This window comes from Streptomyces sp. NPDC036815, assembly GCF_055609205.1.
Map to the genome: position 1 here is coordinate 1309946 of NZ_JBVJPW010000001.1, position 15245 is coordinate 1325190.

A 15245-nucleotide genomic window follows, 5' to 3' on the forward strand; every position below is an offset into this window, starting at 1 on the left:
ACAGGGTGGGGCGCGGCGGTGGTGCGGGGCGAGCGGTCGGCGGGCGAGTCGTGCGGCAATCACCCGTCTGACACCGGGCGGCGTGCCCTGTCGAGGAACGCCTGTGCGGTTACGGCTCCGTGGCGGGTGTCACGTCCTGGAGGAGCTGTCCGAAGGCCGCCTCGTCGATCACCGGCGTGCCGAACGAGCGCGCCTTGACGGTCTTGGAGGTGCCGGACTCCGGGTCGTTGGTGACGAGGAGGCTCGTGAGGCGGGACACACTCGTCGCGATGTGCAGCCCGGCCTCCACCGCCCGGTCCTCCAGGAGTTCGCGCTCCACGGAGGTGTCCCCGGAAAAGGCCACTCGCATGCCCTGCTTGAGTGGTTTGCCCGGTTCGTACCGCCCCGGGTTCGGGTACGGGCACGGCTGCCGCTTGCGCGAGGGGCGCCAACTCCCTGGCCGGTACGAGGAGGCGGGCGCCGGACCCGTCGACTGGCGGCCGATGCGGGGCGCGCCGTCGGACCACTCGGTGAGCGGCCGGCACTCCAGGAGCGGCAGGCGGACGTTGCCGCCCGCCGCCGCGAGCAGGCTGGGCCTGAACGCCTCGGCGAGCACGCGCGCGTCGTCCAGGGCGTTGTGCGCGTGGCGCTGCTCGACGCCGAAGTGCGCGGCCAGCGACTCCAGCTTGTGGTTGGGCAGCGGGAGCGCGAGCTCCTTGGAGAGCGCGATGGTGCACAGCCGCTGGCGCACCGGGGCGGTGCGCTCCGCGCGTGCGTACTCCCTGGAGATCATCGACCAGTCGAAGACGGCGTTGTGCGCGACGAGGACGCGGCCGTCGAGGCGGGCGGCGAACTCCTCGGCGATGTCCCCGAAGAGAGGGGCGTCGGCGAGCATGGCGGTCGTGAGGCCGTGGATCCAGACCGGGCCCGGATCGCGCTGGGGGTTGACCAGCGTGTACCAGTGGTCCTCGATCTCGCCCCGGGCGTCCACGCGGTAGACGGCGGCCGACACTATGCGGTCGTCGCGGGCCAGGCCGGTGGTCTCCACGTCGACGACCGCGTACCCCGTTGGGTACGCGGCCGGCCAGGGGGCTGCGGACGCTGCGGTCGTGCGGTCTTCGAGCATGGTCCATGAGGATACGGGCCGCGACTGACAGTCAGGGCGCCGGTCCGAGCAGTCCGGTCACCAGAGCCTTGACGGAGACGTCGAACAGTGCGGCCGGATCGTGCGGTCCGGCCAGCGCGCGGGCGAGCGCGCCGTCCTCCTCCGCGGTCCGCGCCGTCCACAGCTCCTCCTCGCCCGGGTGCTGTTCCGGGGCGCGTTCGCGGTTGCGCTCGACCAGGACATGGCCGACGACATGGACCTGCACGGCGCGCACGGCATCGGCGGCACGGGCGCCGCGCAGCCCCGCCCCGTGCACCTCGTGCACGAGGGTCCGCTGGGCGGGCAGGAACATCCGTTCCGTCAGGCCCCTTTCGTGGACCATCGCGACGAGGTGCGGGTGGTCCAGGAGCTGGTGGCGCAGGGCGCGGGCCACGGAGGCGACGCGCTGCACGGGGGTGCGGCCGGTGGCGCGGATCTCACCGAGGTCGGCGAGGGTGCGCTCGACGAGGGCGTCCAGGAGCGACTCGCGGTTGCCGACGTGCCAGTAGATCGAGGTGACGGCGGTGCCGAGCTCGGCGGCGAGCGCCCGCATCGTGAGGGCCTCGGGGCCGTGCCGCTTGACGAGGCGCGCCGCGGTGGCGAGGACCTGCTCCCGGTCCAGATGCCCGCGGGCCTCCTTGGCCGGACGGGTCCGCGGTTCCTCGCGCTCTGTCTCTTTACCCTTCACGCGTCCTGTTGTAACTGTGTTACAGAACCGCCGCAAGTCCCGGCCGCGGACCCGATTCCGCGCTGACGAAGGGTGGTACGACATGGCACGCGTTCGCTACGGAGCGCGCGACGAGGCGGAGATCGCCGCCGCGCGCACCGCGAGTTCCAAGCTCCCCGACATCTGGTCGACGGGGGTGGTGGCCCTCTGGGAGAGCGATCCGGACGCGGTCGCGGCGGTCCTGCCGCCGCCGCTGAAACCCACCGGGCGCCCCCTGGTGCGGGCGAACATCAGCAAGGTCGACCTGCCCGGCTATCCGCTGGGCGCGGGCTCGGTCGCCGTCGCCGCCGAGCACGGGGGAGTGCGGGGCTGGTACCCGCTGGTGATGCCCATGACCCACGAGCGGGCGCTGATCGGGGGGCGCGAGGTCTTCGGGGAGCCGAAGAAGCTCGGCGAGGTGGAGGTCGAGCGCGACGGTCTGGTCGTACGGGCCCGCCTCGCCCGCCACGGCATCGCGTTCGTGGAGGTGCGCGGCGCGGTCGGCGGCGCCCTGCCGCTGCCCGAGCCGACCCGGAAGACCGACTTCTACTTCAAGTTCCTGCCCGCGGTGGACGGTTCGGGCTTCGACGCGGACCCGGTGCTCGTGCACTGCGTACGCAACGAGAAGGTCCGCAAGCTGGAGGCCGTCACCGGCGACGTCGTCCTGCGCGAGTCGATGTACGACCCGGTGGCCGACCTGCCCGTGCTCGCGCTCGTCGAGATCACCATCGGCGAGAAGACCACCGACCAGCGGGGCCGCGTCGTCGAGCGCGTCGACGCCCAGGCCCTGCTGCCCTACATCCACCAGCGCTACGACGACCCCGCGCAGATCCTCGACGGGCCGCCCGAGGGGAGCGCCTGAGATGGAGCTGCGCGCGGGACAGGTCGCCGTCGTCACCGGCGCGGCGGGCGGCATCGGACTCGCCATGGCCCGGCGGTTCGCCGCGGACGGCCTGAAGGTGGTCCTCGCGGACGTCGAGGAGGGCGTCCTGGAGAAAGCGGCCGCCGCCCTGCGGGAGGACGGGGCGACGGTGCACGCGCGCGTGGTCGACGTCGGGGCGCGCGAGCAGGTCTTCGCCCTCGCCGAGGAGGCGTACGAGAAGTTCGGCGCCGTCCACGTGCTGTGCAACAACGCCGGGGTCGGCTCGGGCGCCGAGGGCCGCTTGTGGGAGCACGAGCCGAACGACTGGAAGTGGGCCTTCGAGGTCAATGTCTGGGGCGTCTTCCACGGCGTCCAGGCCTTCGTGCCGCGGATGATCGCGGGCGGCGAGCCGGGCCACGTCGTCAACACCTCCTCCGGCGACGGCGGCATCGCGCCGCTGCCCACCGCCTCCGTGTACGCGGTCACCAAGGCGGCCGTGGTGACGATGACCGAGTCGCTGTACGCGCACCTGAAGGCGGAGCACGCGCGCGTGGGCGCCTCCGTGCTCTTCCCCGGCCCCCACATGCTCCGCACCGGCCTCTGGGAGTCGCACCGCAACCGCCCCGAGCGCTACGCCAAGTCCCGCCCCCGCAGGACCCCTTACCGCAGCCTCGACCAGTGGGAGGCCGCGATGAAGGAGGCCGGCCAGGAGGTGGAGTTCACGCCCGTCGAGGAGGTCGCGGACTTCGTGGCGGAGGGCATCGCGGCCGGCCGCTTCTGGCTGCTGCCGCCGAGCGAGCACAGCGACCGGCAGATCGAGGCCAGGTCGCGCTCGATGCTCGACCGCGCGAACCCGGCGTATCTGGAGAGCTTCATTCTGGACTGAAGGGCACGTCATGACCGACCAGGACCCCTACCTGATCATCTCCTCCGACTGCCACGCCGGGCTCCCCACCGAGGAGTACCGGCCCTACCTCGACAGCCGTTTCCACCGGGACTTCGACGCCTTCCTCGGCGAGCGCGACGCCCGCCGCGGGGAGGCCACCCGGCTCGGCATCCGCAACGACGCCTTCGCCGCCAAGTGGTTCAAGGACAACGAAGAGGGCCTGCGCGGTGGCTGGGACGCCGCGCAGCGCCTCAAGGAACTGGACGGCGACGGCGTGGCCGCCGAGGTCGTCTTCCCCGACGCGGACGCCGTCGACAGCCGGACCGCCGCGCCCTTCGGCGTGGGGCTGGGCCTCTCGGGCGACCAGGACCCCGAGCTCGGCATGGCGGGCGCCCGGGCGCACAACCGGTGGCTCGCCGACTTCGTCTCCGATCATCCCGAACGGCACTGCGGCGTCGCCCTGCTGCCCATCACCGGGGAGGTCGACCGCGTCGTCGCCGAGGTGCACCGCGCCAAGGAGTCCGGGCTCGGCGCGCTGATGATCCCCTCCATGTGGGTCGACAAGGCGCCCTACCACGACCGGCGTTACGACCCCGTGTGGGCCGCGGCCGCCGAGTGCGCCATGCCCGTGGTCACGCACTCCGGGGCGGCGCCCCGCCACGAGTACGGCGACCACCTCGGGATCTACGTCTCCGAAGTGACGTGGTGGCCCGCCCGTCCGCTGTGGTTCATGCTCTGGTCCGGCGTCTTCGAGCGCCATCCCGGGCTCAAGTTCGGCGTCGCGGAGTCGGGTTGCTGGTGGCTGCCGAACCTCCTGTGGTTCATGGACCGCCTCTACCTGGGCGCGCACGGCGGCAAGAAGCTCTCCCCCTTCGCGGAGCTGAAGCGCCCGCCGCACGCCTACCTCGACCGGCAGATCTTCGTCTGCGCCACCAACACCAAGCGCCGCGAGCTCGCCCAGCGGTACGAGATCGGCGTCGACAACATCCTCTGGGGCAGCGACTTCCCGCACCCGGAGGGCACTTGGCCCGACACGCGCGCGTGGCTGCGGAAGACCTTCCACGACATCCCCGTGGCGGAGACCCGCCGCATGCTCGGCCTCGCCGCCGCCGAGGTCTTCGGCTTCGACACGGCGAAGCTCGCGCCGCTGGCCCGCCGCATCGGCCCGACACCGGCCGACCTCGGCCAGGACGGCGACCAGCGGGCCGTCGAGGCCGCCTGGGCGCGCTCGCGCGAGGTGGGCCGCCACTGGCTGACCGACCACGACTTCCCGACGCTGGGGGTGACCCGATGACCGAGGACCGCTACACCGTCATCTCCGCGGACTGCCACGCGGGCGCCGATCTCCTGGACTACCGGCCCTACTTGGAGTCGCGCCACCACGACGCGTTCGACGCGTGGGCGGCCACCTACGTCAACCCGTACGAGGACCTCCTCGCGGACACCGCCGACCGCAACTGGAACTCGGACCGCCGCGTCGCCGAGCTGGAGGCGGACGGCATCGTCGCCGAGGTCGTCTTCCCCAACACCATCCCGCCGTTCTTCCCCTCGGCGTCCCTGATGGCCCCGGCGCCGACCCGCGAGGAGTTCGAGCAGCGCTGGGCGGGCCTGCGCGCCCACAACCGCTGGCTCGCGGAGTTCTGCGCGGCCGCCCCGGGCCGCAGGGCGGGCGTCTTCCAGATCCTCCTGAACGACGTCGACCGGGCCGTCGAGGAGATCCACCGGTCGGTGGCGGCGGGTCTGACGGGCGGCCTCATGCTGCCCGGCACCCCGCCGGGCTCCGGCCTGCCCGAGCTCTACTCGGCGGCGTACGACCCGATCTGGGCGGCCTGCGCCGAGCTGGGCGTGCCGGTCAACCACCACGCGGGTTCGGCCTCGCCGCCGCTCGGCGAGGAGCCGGCCGCGCGCGCGGTGTTCATGGTCGAGACCACGTGGTTCTCGCACCGGGCCCTGTGGCACCTCGTCTTCGGCGGCGCCTTCCGCCGCCACCCGCAGCTCAGGCTGGTCCTCACCGAGCAGGGCTCGGGGTGGATACCCGGCGTGCTCGACATGCTGGACTACTACCACGAGCGGCTCGTCGCGGCGGCGCGGAAGGCGGGCGCCCCGGACACCGCCGAGGCCAAGTTCGGTGCCGGTCTCGCCGACGCGATGGGCAAGGGGCCCTCCGAGGTGTGGCGCGAGAGCTGCTTCGTGGGAGCGAGTTTCATGCGCCCCCACGAGGCGGCCCTGCGCGAGCGGATCGGCCTCGACAAGATCATGTGGGGCAGCGACTACCCGCACGACGAGGGGACGTACCCCTACTCGCGCGAAGGCCTGCGCATCTCCTACGCGGGCCTGCCGCAGGAGGAGATCGCGGCCATGGTCGGCGGCAACGCGGCCCGCGTCTACGGCTTCGACCTGGAGCGCCTCGGGAAGATCGCCGCGCGCGTGGGACCCACGGTCCGGGAACTGGACGAACCCCTCAAGGAGCCGCCCGCCGCCGCGACGAGCCCGGTGTTCGCGACGGGAGGGTCGGTGCGGGTCTGGTGACGGGGCGCCGTCCAGGGCCCGCGGTGGCCGAGGGCTCCTGGGCGGCGTGCCGGGCGGCGTGCCGGGTTTGAAGCCCGGCCTTTGGCGAGGATCACCAACATCCACTCCCGTACCGCCGGTAATACTTGTCGGTAACAACCCCTAGTCGTGGACGAATAGCCGTTCTACGGTGCACGCATGTCCCCGAACCTGCCCGATGTCGTGCTGTGGTCCATCCCCGCCTTCGTGCTGCTGACCGTCGTCGAGATCGTGAGCCACCGGATCCATCCCGACGACGACGCCGCGGGGTACGAGACCAAGGACGCCGCCACCAGCATCGGCATGGGACTCGGCAGCCTCGTCTTCGACTTCCTGTGGAAGATCCCGATCGTCGCGATCTACACGCTGGTCTACGAGCTGACCCCGCTGCGCGTGCCGGTCCTGTGGTGGACGGTCCCGCTGATGCTCCTCGCCCAGGACTTCTTCTACTACTGGTCGCACCGGGGCCACCACGTCATCCGCATCCTGTGGGCCTGCCACGTCGTGCACCACTCCAGCCGCAAGTTCAACCTCACGACGGCGCTGCGCCAGCCCTGGACGAGCCTCACCGTGTGGCCGTTCTACCTGCCGCTCATCGCCTGCGGCGTCCACCCGGCCGCGCTGGCGTTCTGCTCGTCGGCCAACCTGGTCTACCAGTTCTGGATCCACACCGAGCGCATCGGGAAGCTGCCCCGCCCCTTCGAGTACGTCTTCAACACGCCCTCGCACCACCGCGTGCACCACGCGTCCCAGGGCGGCTACCTGGACCGCAACTTCGGCGGCATTCTGATCATCTGGGACCGGCTGTTCGGCTCCTGGGTCGCCGAGACCGACCGTCCCGTGTACGGACTGACGAAGAACATCGACACGTACAACCCGCTGCGCGTCGCGACCCACGAGTACGCGGCCATCGCCAAGGACCTGAAGGCGGCGACCGGTTGGCGCGAGCGGGCCGGGCGCGTCTTCGGCGGTCCCGGCTGGCAGCCGAAGACCCCCGAGGCGCACCCGGCGGCCGTGCCCGCCCCCGATGTGAGCGTCCCGGAGCGCGCGGCGTGACGCGCCGGCCGGCGCCGGGACTCCTGCTCGCCGCCTTCGGCGTCGCCGCGGCCGGCGATCTCGTCGCGCTCCTCGCGGACTCCGGCCCCGGACACGCCGCCCTCAAACCGCTGCTCATGCCCCTGCTCGCCGGGTACGCCGCCACGCTCGGCGGCCCCCCGCTGCTGATCGCGGCCCTCCTCTTCGGCTGGGGCGGCGACACGCTCCTGCTCTTCGACGCCGAGCCCGCCTTCCTCGCCGGAATGGCCTCCTTCGCCGCCGGACACGTCTGCTACCTGGTGCTGTTCAGGCGGTACGGGGACATCCGGCGGTACGCGGCGTACGGAGGCACCGGCTCGCCCCGCGCGCGGGGAGCGGGCCTCGTCGCCGTGTACGCCCTGGCCCTCGCCGGCACCGTCACCCTGCTCTGGCCCGACCTGCCCGCCGACATGCGGGGCCCGGTCGCGGGCTACAGCCTGCTGCTCACCGCCATGGCCTTCGGCGCGACCACACTCGGCGCCACGGCCGCCGCCGGAGGGGCCCTCTTCCTGCTCTCGGACACCCTCATAGCCACCGGCGTCGCCGACTGGCCACAGCTGCCCCGGCCCGACTTCGCCATCATGATCACGTACATCGCGGCCCAGTTCCTGCTGGCCCGAGCGGTGCTCCGGACCGGCGCCGGGACGCGACCGCGCCCGGCGGAACTCACCAGCGGATCGGTACCGGCACCGCGGTGAGCAGCGCCGAGAGCGCCACGACGAGGCCCAGCGCGATCACCTCGGCGCGCGCCGGAACGTACGCCGACACGCGGTCCGCCGCCCGGTGCAACCGGCGGCGGGCCAGCAGCGCGAGCGCCGCGACGGCGGCGACGAGCAGCAGTTTGGCGAGCAGGGCGCGTCCGTAGGCCGTGCCGGTGAGCTGGTCGACGACCGTCTCCGGCGGCATGCGGCGCAGCGTGCTGCACACGCCGGTCGCCGTGATCGTGGCGAACAGGACGGCCGCCACGCGCGCGTAGAGACCCAGTACCGCGACGGCCTCCCGCGGAGCGGACGTCCGCCACCGGCGCAGCAGGCGCAGGACGTACAACAGGCCGCCCGCCCACAGCGCCCCGCACGCCAGGTGCACCAGGGTGAGGCCGCTGCCGGCGAGCGGGGAGTCCTCCACCGGAGGGTGGGCCCGCAGCGCCTCCGCGACGATGACCGCGGCCGACGGGAGGGCCGCGCAGGCCGGGCGCCGGGAGCGTGCGCAGAGGGCGGCCACGATGAAGGCGTTGACCTCCAGGAGGGCGAGTCTGCCGTCGCGGGTGTCGTAGAGGCGGCCGATGTCCAGGTCGGCGAGCTCCCGCGGGACGAGGTTGCCGTTGGCCACGATCGCGGCGAGCCCGAGGGCCGCGGCGCACCCCGCCCACGCCGCGTACGGCGCCCAGCAGCGGGGCGCCCGGTCCAGCGGCGCCCCCGGGACCCGACGGGCCAGGCGGACGGCGAACACCTCGCCCAGCGGCACGGAGAGGGCGGCGAACAGGACCGCCCGCAGGAACGTGATCACGGCCGTGCCCGGTGCCTGGGCCTCACCCGTGCCGCGCAGCGCCGCCGAGGGGCCGAACAGGGGAATCAGCGCGGCGACGAGCACCAGGGCGAGGGCGGTGGCGGCGCGTCCCGCGGACGGGCGGCGGCGCGGGGCGTGGCGCGAGACGGGGGCGGGGGCCGGTATGCCGCTGGTGGCGTCGCCTCCGGACTCGACGGACGGTCGTACGGAGCTCACCACTGGATCTTCACCAGGGGTCCCGCGTCGGGCAAGTCCTGCGGGACGACCGGGGCAATACCGTTGCGATCGGGCGCAAAGGTCCGGACGGGACATCCGGCCTAGGCCGGGCGCGCGGTTCCCTCCGGCGCGGAGGCCGCCGACCACCACAGCCTGATCGACTTCTCCGGCTCCGACGGCCGCAGTTCCCACCCCTGGGCGGCCGCGGCCCGCACGACGTAGTGGCCGCCGACACCGCGGTAGACGCGGCGCGGGATCTCGCACTCGGTGGGCGGCAGCGGCTTCCTGGGCTCGCGCGGGGCCGAGGCCCTGGCGGTCCACCGGGCGAGGTGCTTGTCGACCTCGGCACGGTAGTGCTCGGTGTCCCCCTCGTACCGCGCCTCGGACCAGAGCACGCACCAGCGGGGGAGCGTGGTGACCCGCCCCAGCGCGCTGTCCATGAACCGGTCGAAACCCTTCTCGTACGAGGAGCTCACGGCGGCGATGACCTCGGTGAGCAGGCCGATGGCGAGGGTGGCACAGAAGACCACGATCCCGAACGCGATCCAGAGCGGCATGAACACCACGGTCGCGGCGAACCGGAGCATCAGCTGCCACCGGGGCCGGACGGGCCAGGCCACCCACGCCTCCGTGCTGGATCCGACGAACTGACCGTCCCTGTATTCGTACATGGTTCGACATCCTCTCCCGTGCCCCTCACGCAGGGCCGGGCGGCCCTTCTCCGCCCGGCCCGAACCACCGCGAAACGGCGCTACTTGCGCACGGCGTCCAGGGCGTCGGCCATGCCCACGCCGTAGAAGCCGTTCTTGTTCCGGCCGCCCTCGCAGACCGCGTCGACCTTGCCGTCACCGTCGTAGTCGTACGGATCGGTGCACGCCATCCGGTCCGCCTGGCGGTACATGAGCTCCTTCACCCGCGCCGCGGACGCGTGCGGGTGCGTGGACTTGACCAGCGCGGCGAGGCCCGCGACGTGCGGGGACGCCATCGACGTACCGGCCTTGTAGCCGAACTTGCCGCCCGGCAGCGTCGACAGGATGCGGCCGTCGACGGCCGGTGCCTGCGGGGGCTGGTACTTGGTGGAGTCACCGCCCGGCGCCGCGATGTCGATGACGCCCTTGCCGTAGTTCGAGTACGACGACTTGATGCCCTTGGCGCCGGTGGCGGAGACCGTCACGACACCGGGCAGCTGCGACGGGATGTCGAAGCAGTCCTTGGTCTTGACGGTCCGCGGCACCGGGGTGGTGTCGTCGGGGCTGGAGTCGTCGAGGATCTCGTCCTGGGCGAGGTCGGTCTTCGCGTTGCCCGCGGCCGCGACGTTCACCGCGCCCTTGCGCTCGGCGTACCTGGTCGCCCGGCCGACCGCGTCGACCAGTGCCTTCTGGTCGTCGTCCGTCGTGCAGTTGAACAGCCACGGGTCGGTGTAGTAGCTGCTGTTGGTGACGTCGACGCCGTGGTCGGCCGCCCACACGAAGCCGCAGACGACGGCCTCCGTGTAGTACATGCCGGTCGCGGGCTCGGCCACCTTCAGGCTCGCCACCTTCACGCCGGGCGCGATCCCCGTGACGCCGGTGCCGTTCTTCGCGGCGGCGATGGTGCCCGCCACGTGCATGCCGTGGTCGCTCTCGCCGGACACCGGACGCCAGGCGTCGCCCTTCTGGACGGGTATGCCGCCCAGGCAGCTCGCCGAGGCCCCCCGGTCGAAGTTCGGCGCGATGTCGGGGTGCGTGTCGTCGACACCCGAGTCGAGCACGCCGACGGTGACCTTGCGGCTGCCGAGCGAGATCTCGTGCGCCTTGTCCGCCTTCATGGCGGGCAGGTCCCACTGCAGGGGCTCCAGCTCGTCCTGGCCCGCCGAGGCCCGGCCCGCCGCGGCCTTCGCCTCGGCGGCGGTCAGCGGCCGCTCCGACTCCAGGGCGTCGTCCGCCTGCGCGGAGAGCGGCGCGGTGCGGGTCGCGCCCGCCGAGTCGACGCCCTTGACCTCGCGGATCGTCTTCGCGAAGTCCGGGTTCGCCGAGTGGACGACGATGACGCCGATGCGGTCGTAGGCGATGACGACGGAGCCGCCGGCCTTGGCGATGGCCTTCTCGACGCGCGCCGAAGTGCCCTTGCCGGGACGGACGTTCACGACGTAGCTCATCGAGGCGGCGTCGGACGCGGAGGCCGGGGCAGAGGCCGCGGCCGGGGTGTCCGGCAGCGCCGCGGGGCGGGCCGACGCCGTGCCCGGCAGGAAGGCGACGGCGCAGACCATCGCACCGCCGAGGGGCAGGGCGAGCGCGCGCCGCGAGCGCAGGAAGGCGGCGGCCGTGGTGTGGGACCTGGTCACGAGCTGTCTCCTCTTCACTTCTTCTTCACGGCGTCGAGCGCGTCGACGAGGCCGCTGCCGTAGAAGCCGTTCTTGTTCCTGCCACCGCTCTGGCAGACCGCGTCGATGTCGCCGTCACCGTCGGGGTCGTACGCGGTCGGGCACTCCAGGCGGTCCGCCTGCTTCTTCAGGAGCCGCTGGAGCTCGGCCGGGCCCGCCTCGGGGTGCGTGGACTTGATGAGCGCGGCGACGCCGGCGGCGTGCGGCGAGGCCATCGAGGTGCCCTGCAGCCAGCCGTACTCGCCGCCCGGCATGGTGGAGAGGATGCGGCCGTTCTTCGACGGGGTGTCGGCCGGGATCTGGAACTTGTCGCCGCCGGGGGCCGCGATGTCGACGACGCCCTTGCCGTAGCTGGAGTAGATCGACTTCAGGTTCTTCACGCCGGTCGCGCTGACGGTGACGACACCGGGCAGCTGGGTCGGCACGTCGAAGCACTCGTGCGGGTCGATGGTGCGGGGCACCGGAGTGGAGTCGTCCGGGCTGGAGTTGTCGACGATCGCGTCCGAGTCCAGGTCGTGGTTGGAGTTGCCCGCGGAGGCGAGGTTGAGGGTGCCCTTCTTCTGGGCGTACAGCTGGGCGCGGTTGACCGCGTCGAGGATGGCCTTCTGGTCCGGGTCGTCCTCGCAGTTGTACAGCCACGGGTCCACGTAGTAGCTGTTGTTGGTGATCTCGACGCTGTGCTCGGCGGCGAACACGAACGCGCAGACCACGTTCTCCGGGTAGAACAGCTCGTCGACCGGGTCGGCCACCCTGATGGCGGAGATCTTCACGCCGGGCGCCACGCCCGCGACGCCGACGCCGTTGCGCGCGGCGGCGATCTCACCGGCCACGTGCGTGCCGTGGTAGCTGTCCTTCGACGACGGGCGCCAGGCCCCTGCGGTGGTGTCCGCCTTGCCGCCGACGCAGCTCGCGGACTGCGAGGCCGAGAAGTTGGGGGCGAGGTCCGGGTGGGTGTCGTCGATGCCGGTGTCGATCACGGCGACGGTGACCTTCTTGCTGCCCGGGTTGATCTTCGCCGCCTTGTCGGCGCCGATCGCCCGGAGGTCCCACTGGTCCGCTTCCATGGGCTCGTCGCCCGGCGCGGCCTGCTGCTTCAGGGACTTGGCCGCGGCCTTGCCGAGGAGCTTCGCCGGGCCGTCGTCGGTGGTGCCCGCCGCCTTCAGCGGCGACGTGTGGGTCGCGCCCGCGGACTGCACGCCGCGGACGCCGCGTATCCGCTCGCCGAACTCCGGATCGGCGGAGTGCACGACGATGACGCCGATCTTCTCGTGGGTGACGACGACGGTGCCGCCGGCCCTGGCTATCTCCCGCTTGACGGCCGCGATCGTCTTGCGGTCCGTACGGGTGTTGACGACGTACGCGAGGACGGGGGCGTCCTGCGCGGCCCGCGCCGACACGGGGGACGGGGAGTCGTCCGGGGCCGCGGTGGCGGCGCCGGGCATGAAGCCGACCGAGGCGGCGAGGGCGAGGCCGAGCGGCACGGTGAGCGCCGTACGACGTCTGGAACGCAGATGAGCCATGGGATCTCCACATCATCCGGAGACGAGAACCGCATGCGGAATTGCATACGGAACTGCCCGAACACGACCGGTGCTCGGGCAGGTACATGACGGGTGGTTCAGGGTGAAGCTAACCCTGAAACTCCCAGGCCATCAATGACTTGCCGAAGAAATGCGGGAGTTCGGCCACGTCGCGGGCCCCGACAGGACGTTGAGCAGAGAACGGAAGCAACATCAACCCCCTGTCGGATCACGTCCCGTGGCCCTAGCATCGCCATCCGTGGCCCACGTGATCCGCGTCACTCCGGATGTGAGGCCCGAGAGCTCATGGAACAACTGTCCGTCCCCACCCCACCCGCCCCACGAGGAGACTCCGTGGCCACCGACGCACCGCCCCCTTCGAAGGGTGGCGCAGGAAAAGAACCCGCTCCCCACGCGCCCTCCACGGAGGAGTTCACCGAGGTGCAGGAGAGCGCGGACTTCGCTGAACTGCGCAGCTCACACCGCTCGTTCGCCTTCCCGCTCACCATCGCCTTCATCGCCTGGTACCTCGGGTACGTCCTGCTCTCCAACTACGCGGGCGACTTCATGGGCACCAAGCTGTTCGGCAACATCAACGTCGCCCTGGTCCTCGGCCTCGGGCAGTTCCTGACCACGTTCCTCATCGCCTGGTTCTACTCGCGGCACGCCGCCGCGAAGCTCGACCCGAAGGCCGAGGCGATCAAGTCCCGCATGGAGACCCGCATGGAGGGCGACGCATGAGCCCCGCGCACCCCGCCGTCATCGACCTGGCCGCGGCGACCGACGCCTCCGAGCACCGGACGCTGATCATCAGCCTCTTCGCGGCGTTCGTCGTCGCGACCCTCTTCATCACCGTGTGGGCCGGGCGGCAGACCAAGAGCGCCGCCGACTTCTACGCGGGCGGCCGCCAGTTCACCGGCTTCCAGAACGGCCTGGCGATCTCCGGCGACTACATGTCCGCCGCGTCCTTCCTCGGCATCGCGGGCGCCATCGCCCTCTTCGGATACGACGGCTTCCTCTACTCCATCGGCTTCCTGGTCGCCTGGCTGGTGGCACTCCTCCTGGTCGCCGAACCCCTGCGCAACTCCGGCCGGTACACGATGGGCGACGTCCTCGCGTACCGCATGCGCCAGCGCCCGGTGCGCACCGCGGCCGGCACCTCCACCATCGTCGTCTCGATCTTCTACCTGCTCGCGCAGATGGCGGGCGCGGGCGTCCTCGTCTCGCTGCTCCTCGGCATCACGTCCGACGCCGGCAAGATCCTCATCGTCGCCCTCGTCGGCGTGCTGATGATCGTCTACGTCACCATCGGCGGCATGAAGGGCACCACCTGGGTGCAGATGGTGAAGGCCGTCCTGCTCATCGCGGGCACCATCCTCATCACCTTCCTGATCCTCCTGAAGTTCGACTTCAACGTCTCCGACCTGCTCGGCACCGCCGCCTCCAACAGCGGCAAGGGCTCCGCCTTCCTGGAGCCCGGCCTCAAGTACGGCGCGAGCGGCACCACCAAGCTGGACTTCATCTCGCTCGGCATCGCCCTGGTCCTGGGCACCGCCGGCCTGCCGCACATCCTGATCCGCTTCTACACGGTGCCCACGGCCAAGGCCGCCCGTAAGTCCGTGAACTGGGCCATCGGCATCATCGGCGCCTTCTACCTGATGACGATCGTCCTCGGCTTCGGCGCCGCCGCCCTGCTCAAGCCCGGCGACATCATCGCCTCCAACAAGGCGGGCAACACCGCGGCGCCGCTCGCCGCCATGGAGATCGGCGGCGGTGGCGACTCCACCGGCGGCGCGCTCCTGCTCGCGGTGATCTCCGCGGTCGCCTTCGCCACGATCCTCGCGGTCGTCGCGGGCCTCACCCTGGCCTCGTCGTCCTCGTTCGCGCACGACATCTACGCCAACGTCATCCGCAAGGGCAAGGCCACCGAGAAGGAGGAGATGAAGGCCGCCCGCTGGGCGACCGTCTTCATCGGCGTCGTCTCCATCGCGCTCGGCGCCCTCGCCCGCGACCTCAACGTGGCGGGCCTGGTCGCCCTCGCCTTCGCGGTCGCGGCCTCCGCCAACCTGCCGACGATCCTCTACAGCCTGTTCTGGAAGAGGTTCACGACGCAGGGCGCGCTCTGGTCCATCTACGGCGGCCTCGTCGCCGCCGTCGGCCTGGTGCTGTTCTCACCGGTCGTCTCCGGCAAACCCAGCTCGATGTTCCCCGACGCGAATTTCGACTACTTCCCGCTGGAGAACCCGGGCCTGATCTCCATCCCGCTCGGCTTCCTGCTCGGCTGGCTCGGCTCGCTCCTGTCCAAGGAGGAGCCGGACAAGGGCAAGTACGCGGAGCTGGAGGTCAAGTCCCTCACCGGCGTCGGAGCCCACTGACGGCCACTTGTTCACACGGCCGTAGCGGCCGCGTCGTAGAGTCCTACGACGCGGCCGCATCGTTCCTC

Annotated in this window: 14 protein-coding genes; 8 read left to right on the forward strand and 6 right to left on the reverse strand. The window is 71.8% G+C overall.

Features of this window, described 5'->3' with window-relative positions:
- Window positions 1-109 precede the first annotated feature (109 nt).
- Together ACZ69I_RS05895 and ACZ69I_RS05900 are read right to left on the reverse strand one after the other, a co-directional pair.
- Complete coding sequence (locus ACZ69I_RS05895; RefSeq protein ID WP_470830600.1) at window positions 110-1105, reverse strand: DEDDh family exonuclease; 996 nt, start codon at window positions 1103-1105, stop codon at window positions 110-112.
- Window positions 1106-1136: 31 nt separating this feature from the next.
- Entirely contained in the window at window positions 1137-1811 is a 675-nt protein-coding gene (locus ACZ69I_RS05900; protein ID WP_467681968.1) for a TetR/AcrR family transcriptional regulator, read from the reverse strand.
- Window positions 1812-1893: 82 nt separating this feature from the next.
- On the opposite strand from ACZ69I_RS05900, the gene ACZ69I_RS05905 reads away from it, so the two are divergent.
- The 6 genes from ACZ69I_RS05905 (at window position 1894) to ACZ69I_RS05930 (ending at window position 7896) form a co-directional block, all read left to right on the forward strand.
- Window positions 1894-2691, forward strand: coding sequence for an acetoacetate decarboxylase family protein (locus ACZ69I_RS05905; RefSeq protein ID WP_470830601.1), 798 nt, complete (start codon window positions 1894-1896; stop codon window positions 2689-2691).
- Window position 2692: 1 nt separating this feature from the next.
- Complete coding sequence (locus tag ACZ69I_RS05910) at window positions 2693-3577, forward strand: SDR family NAD(P)-dependent oxidoreductase (protein ID WP_470830602.1); 885 nt, start codon at window positions 2693-2695, stop codon at window positions 3575-3577.
- 10 nt (window positions 3578-3587) lie between these two features.
- Window positions 3588-4871, forward strand: coding sequence for an amidohydrolase family protein (locus ACZ69I_RS05915; RefSeq protein WP_470830603.1), 1284 nt, complete (start codon window positions 3588-3590; stop codon window positions 4869-4871).
- On the forward strand, window positions 4868-6106 hold the full coding sequence (locus tag ACZ69I_RS05920; RefSeq protein WP_467681960.1) for an amidohydrolase family protein: 1239 nt from the start codon (window positions 4868-4870) through the stop codon (window positions 6104-6106). The genes ACZ69I_RS05915 and ACZ69I_RS05920 overlap by 4 nt, the downstream gene beginning before the upstream one ends.
- Before the next feature lie 177 nt (window positions 6107-6283).
- A complete protein-coding gene (locus ACZ69I_RS05925) occupies window positions 6284-7180 on the forward strand; it encodes a sterol desaturase family protein (RefSeq protein ID WP_467681958.1) in 897 nt (298 codons plus the stop codon).
- Complete coding sequence (locus ACZ69I_RS05930) at window positions 7177-7896, forward strand: lysoplasmalogenase (RefSeq protein WP_470830604.1); 720 nt, start codon at window positions 7177-7179, stop codon at window positions 7894-7896. Before ACZ69I_RS05925 ends, ACZ69I_RS05930 begins: the two co-directional genes overlap by 4 nt.
- On the opposite strand, the gene ACZ69I_RS05935 is transcribed toward ACZ69I_RS05930, so the two are convergent.
- The 4 genes from ACZ69I_RS05935 to ACZ69I_RS05950 all read right to left on the reverse strand — a co-directional run bounded on the left by ACZ69I_RS05935 (window position 7865) and on the right by ACZ69I_RS05950 (window position 12802).
- A complete protein-coding gene (locus tag ACZ69I_RS05935) occupies window positions 7865-8920 on the reverse strand; it encodes a CopD family protein (protein WP_470830605.1) in 1056 nt (351 codons plus the stop codon). The two genes, ACZ69I_RS05930 and ACZ69I_RS05935, sit on opposite strands and share 32 nt — an antisense overlap.
- A gap of 101 nt (window positions 8921-9021) precedes the next feature.
- Window positions 9022-9591 (reverse strand): hypothetical protein, encoded by a 570-nt coding sequence (locus tag ACZ69I_RS05940; RefSeq protein ID WP_470830606.1) that lies wholly within the window; start codon window positions 9589-9591, stop codon window positions 9022-9024.
- An 80-nt stretch (window positions 9592-9671) separates the two neighbouring features.
- Window positions 9672-11168: a S8 family peptidase gene (locus ACZ69I_RS05945; protein WP_470830668.1), complete on the reverse strand. Its 1497-nt coding sequence runs from the start codon at window positions 11166-11168 to the stop codon at window positions 9672-9674.
- Between the two features lie 89 nt (window positions 11169-11257).
- Window positions 11258-12802, reverse strand: a complete 1545-nt coding sequence (locus tag ACZ69I_RS05950) for a S8 family peptidase (RefSeq protein WP_470830607.1) — start codon at window positions 12800-12802, stop codon at window positions 11258-11260.
- A 354-nt stretch (window positions 12803-13156) separates the two neighbouring features.
- On the opposite strand from ACZ69I_RS05950, the gene ACZ69I_RS05955 reads away from it, so the two are divergent.
- On the forward strand, window positions 13157-13543 hold the full coding sequence (locus tag ACZ69I_RS05955) for a DUF485 domain-containing protein (RefSeq protein WP_467681948.1): 387 nt from the start codon (window positions 13157-13159) through the stop codon (window positions 13541-13543).
- Window positions 13540-15177 (forward strand): solute symporter family protein, encoded by a 1638-nt coding sequence (locus ACZ69I_RS05960; RefSeq protein WP_470830608.1) that lies wholly within the window; start codon window positions 13540-13542, stop codon window positions 15175-15177. The genes ACZ69I_RS05955 and ACZ69I_RS05960 overlap by 4 nt, the downstream gene beginning before the upstream one ends.
- Window positions 15178-15245: the final 68 nt, after the last annotated feature.

Excerpts from the sequence above, each read along its gene's own strand:
- ACZ69I_RS05895 (WP_470830600.1), bottom strand. The coding sequence starts at position 1,105 with ATGCTCGAAGACCGCACGACCGCAGCGTCCGCAGCCCCCTGGCCGGCC.
- ACZ69I_RS05905 (WP_470830601.1), top strand. The coding sequence starts at position 1,894 with ATGGCACGCGTTCGCTACGGAGCGCGCGACGAGGCGGAGATCGCCGCC.
- ACZ69I_RS05910 (WP_470830602.1), top strand. The coding sequence starts at position 2,693 with ATGGAGCTGCGCGCGGGACAGGTCGCCGTCGTCACCGGCGCGGCGGGC.
- ACZ69I_RS05915 (WP_470830603.1), top strand. The coding sequence starts at position 3,588 with ATGACCGACCAGGACCCCTACCTGATCATCTCCTCCGACTGCCACGCC.
- ACZ69I_RS05920 (WP_467681960.1), top strand. The coding sequence starts at position 4,868 with ATGACCGAGGACCGCTACACCGTCATCTCCGCGGACTGCCACGCGGGC.
- ACZ69I_RS05925 (WP_467681958.1), top strand. The coding sequence starts at position 6,284 with ATGTCCCCGAACCTGCCCGATGTCGTGCTGTGGTCCATCCCCGCCTTC.
- ACZ69I_RS05940 (WP_470830606.1), bottom strand. The coding sequence starts at position 9,591 with ATGTACGAATACAGGGACGGTCAGTTCGTCGGATCCAGCACGGAGGCG.
- ACZ69I_RS05945 (WP_470830668.1), bottom strand. The coding sequence starts at position 11,168 with ATGGTCTGCGCCGTCGCCTTCCTGCCGGGCACGGCGTCGGCCCGCCCC.
- ACZ69I_RS05950 (WP_470830607.1), bottom strand. The coding sequence starts at position 12,802 with ATGGCTCATCTGCGTTCCAGACGTCGTACGGCGCTCACCGTGCCGCTC.
- ACZ69I_RS05960 (WP_470830608.1), top strand. The coding sequence starts at position 13,540 with ATGAGCCCCGCGCACCCCGCCGTCATCGACCTGGCCGCGGCGACCGAC.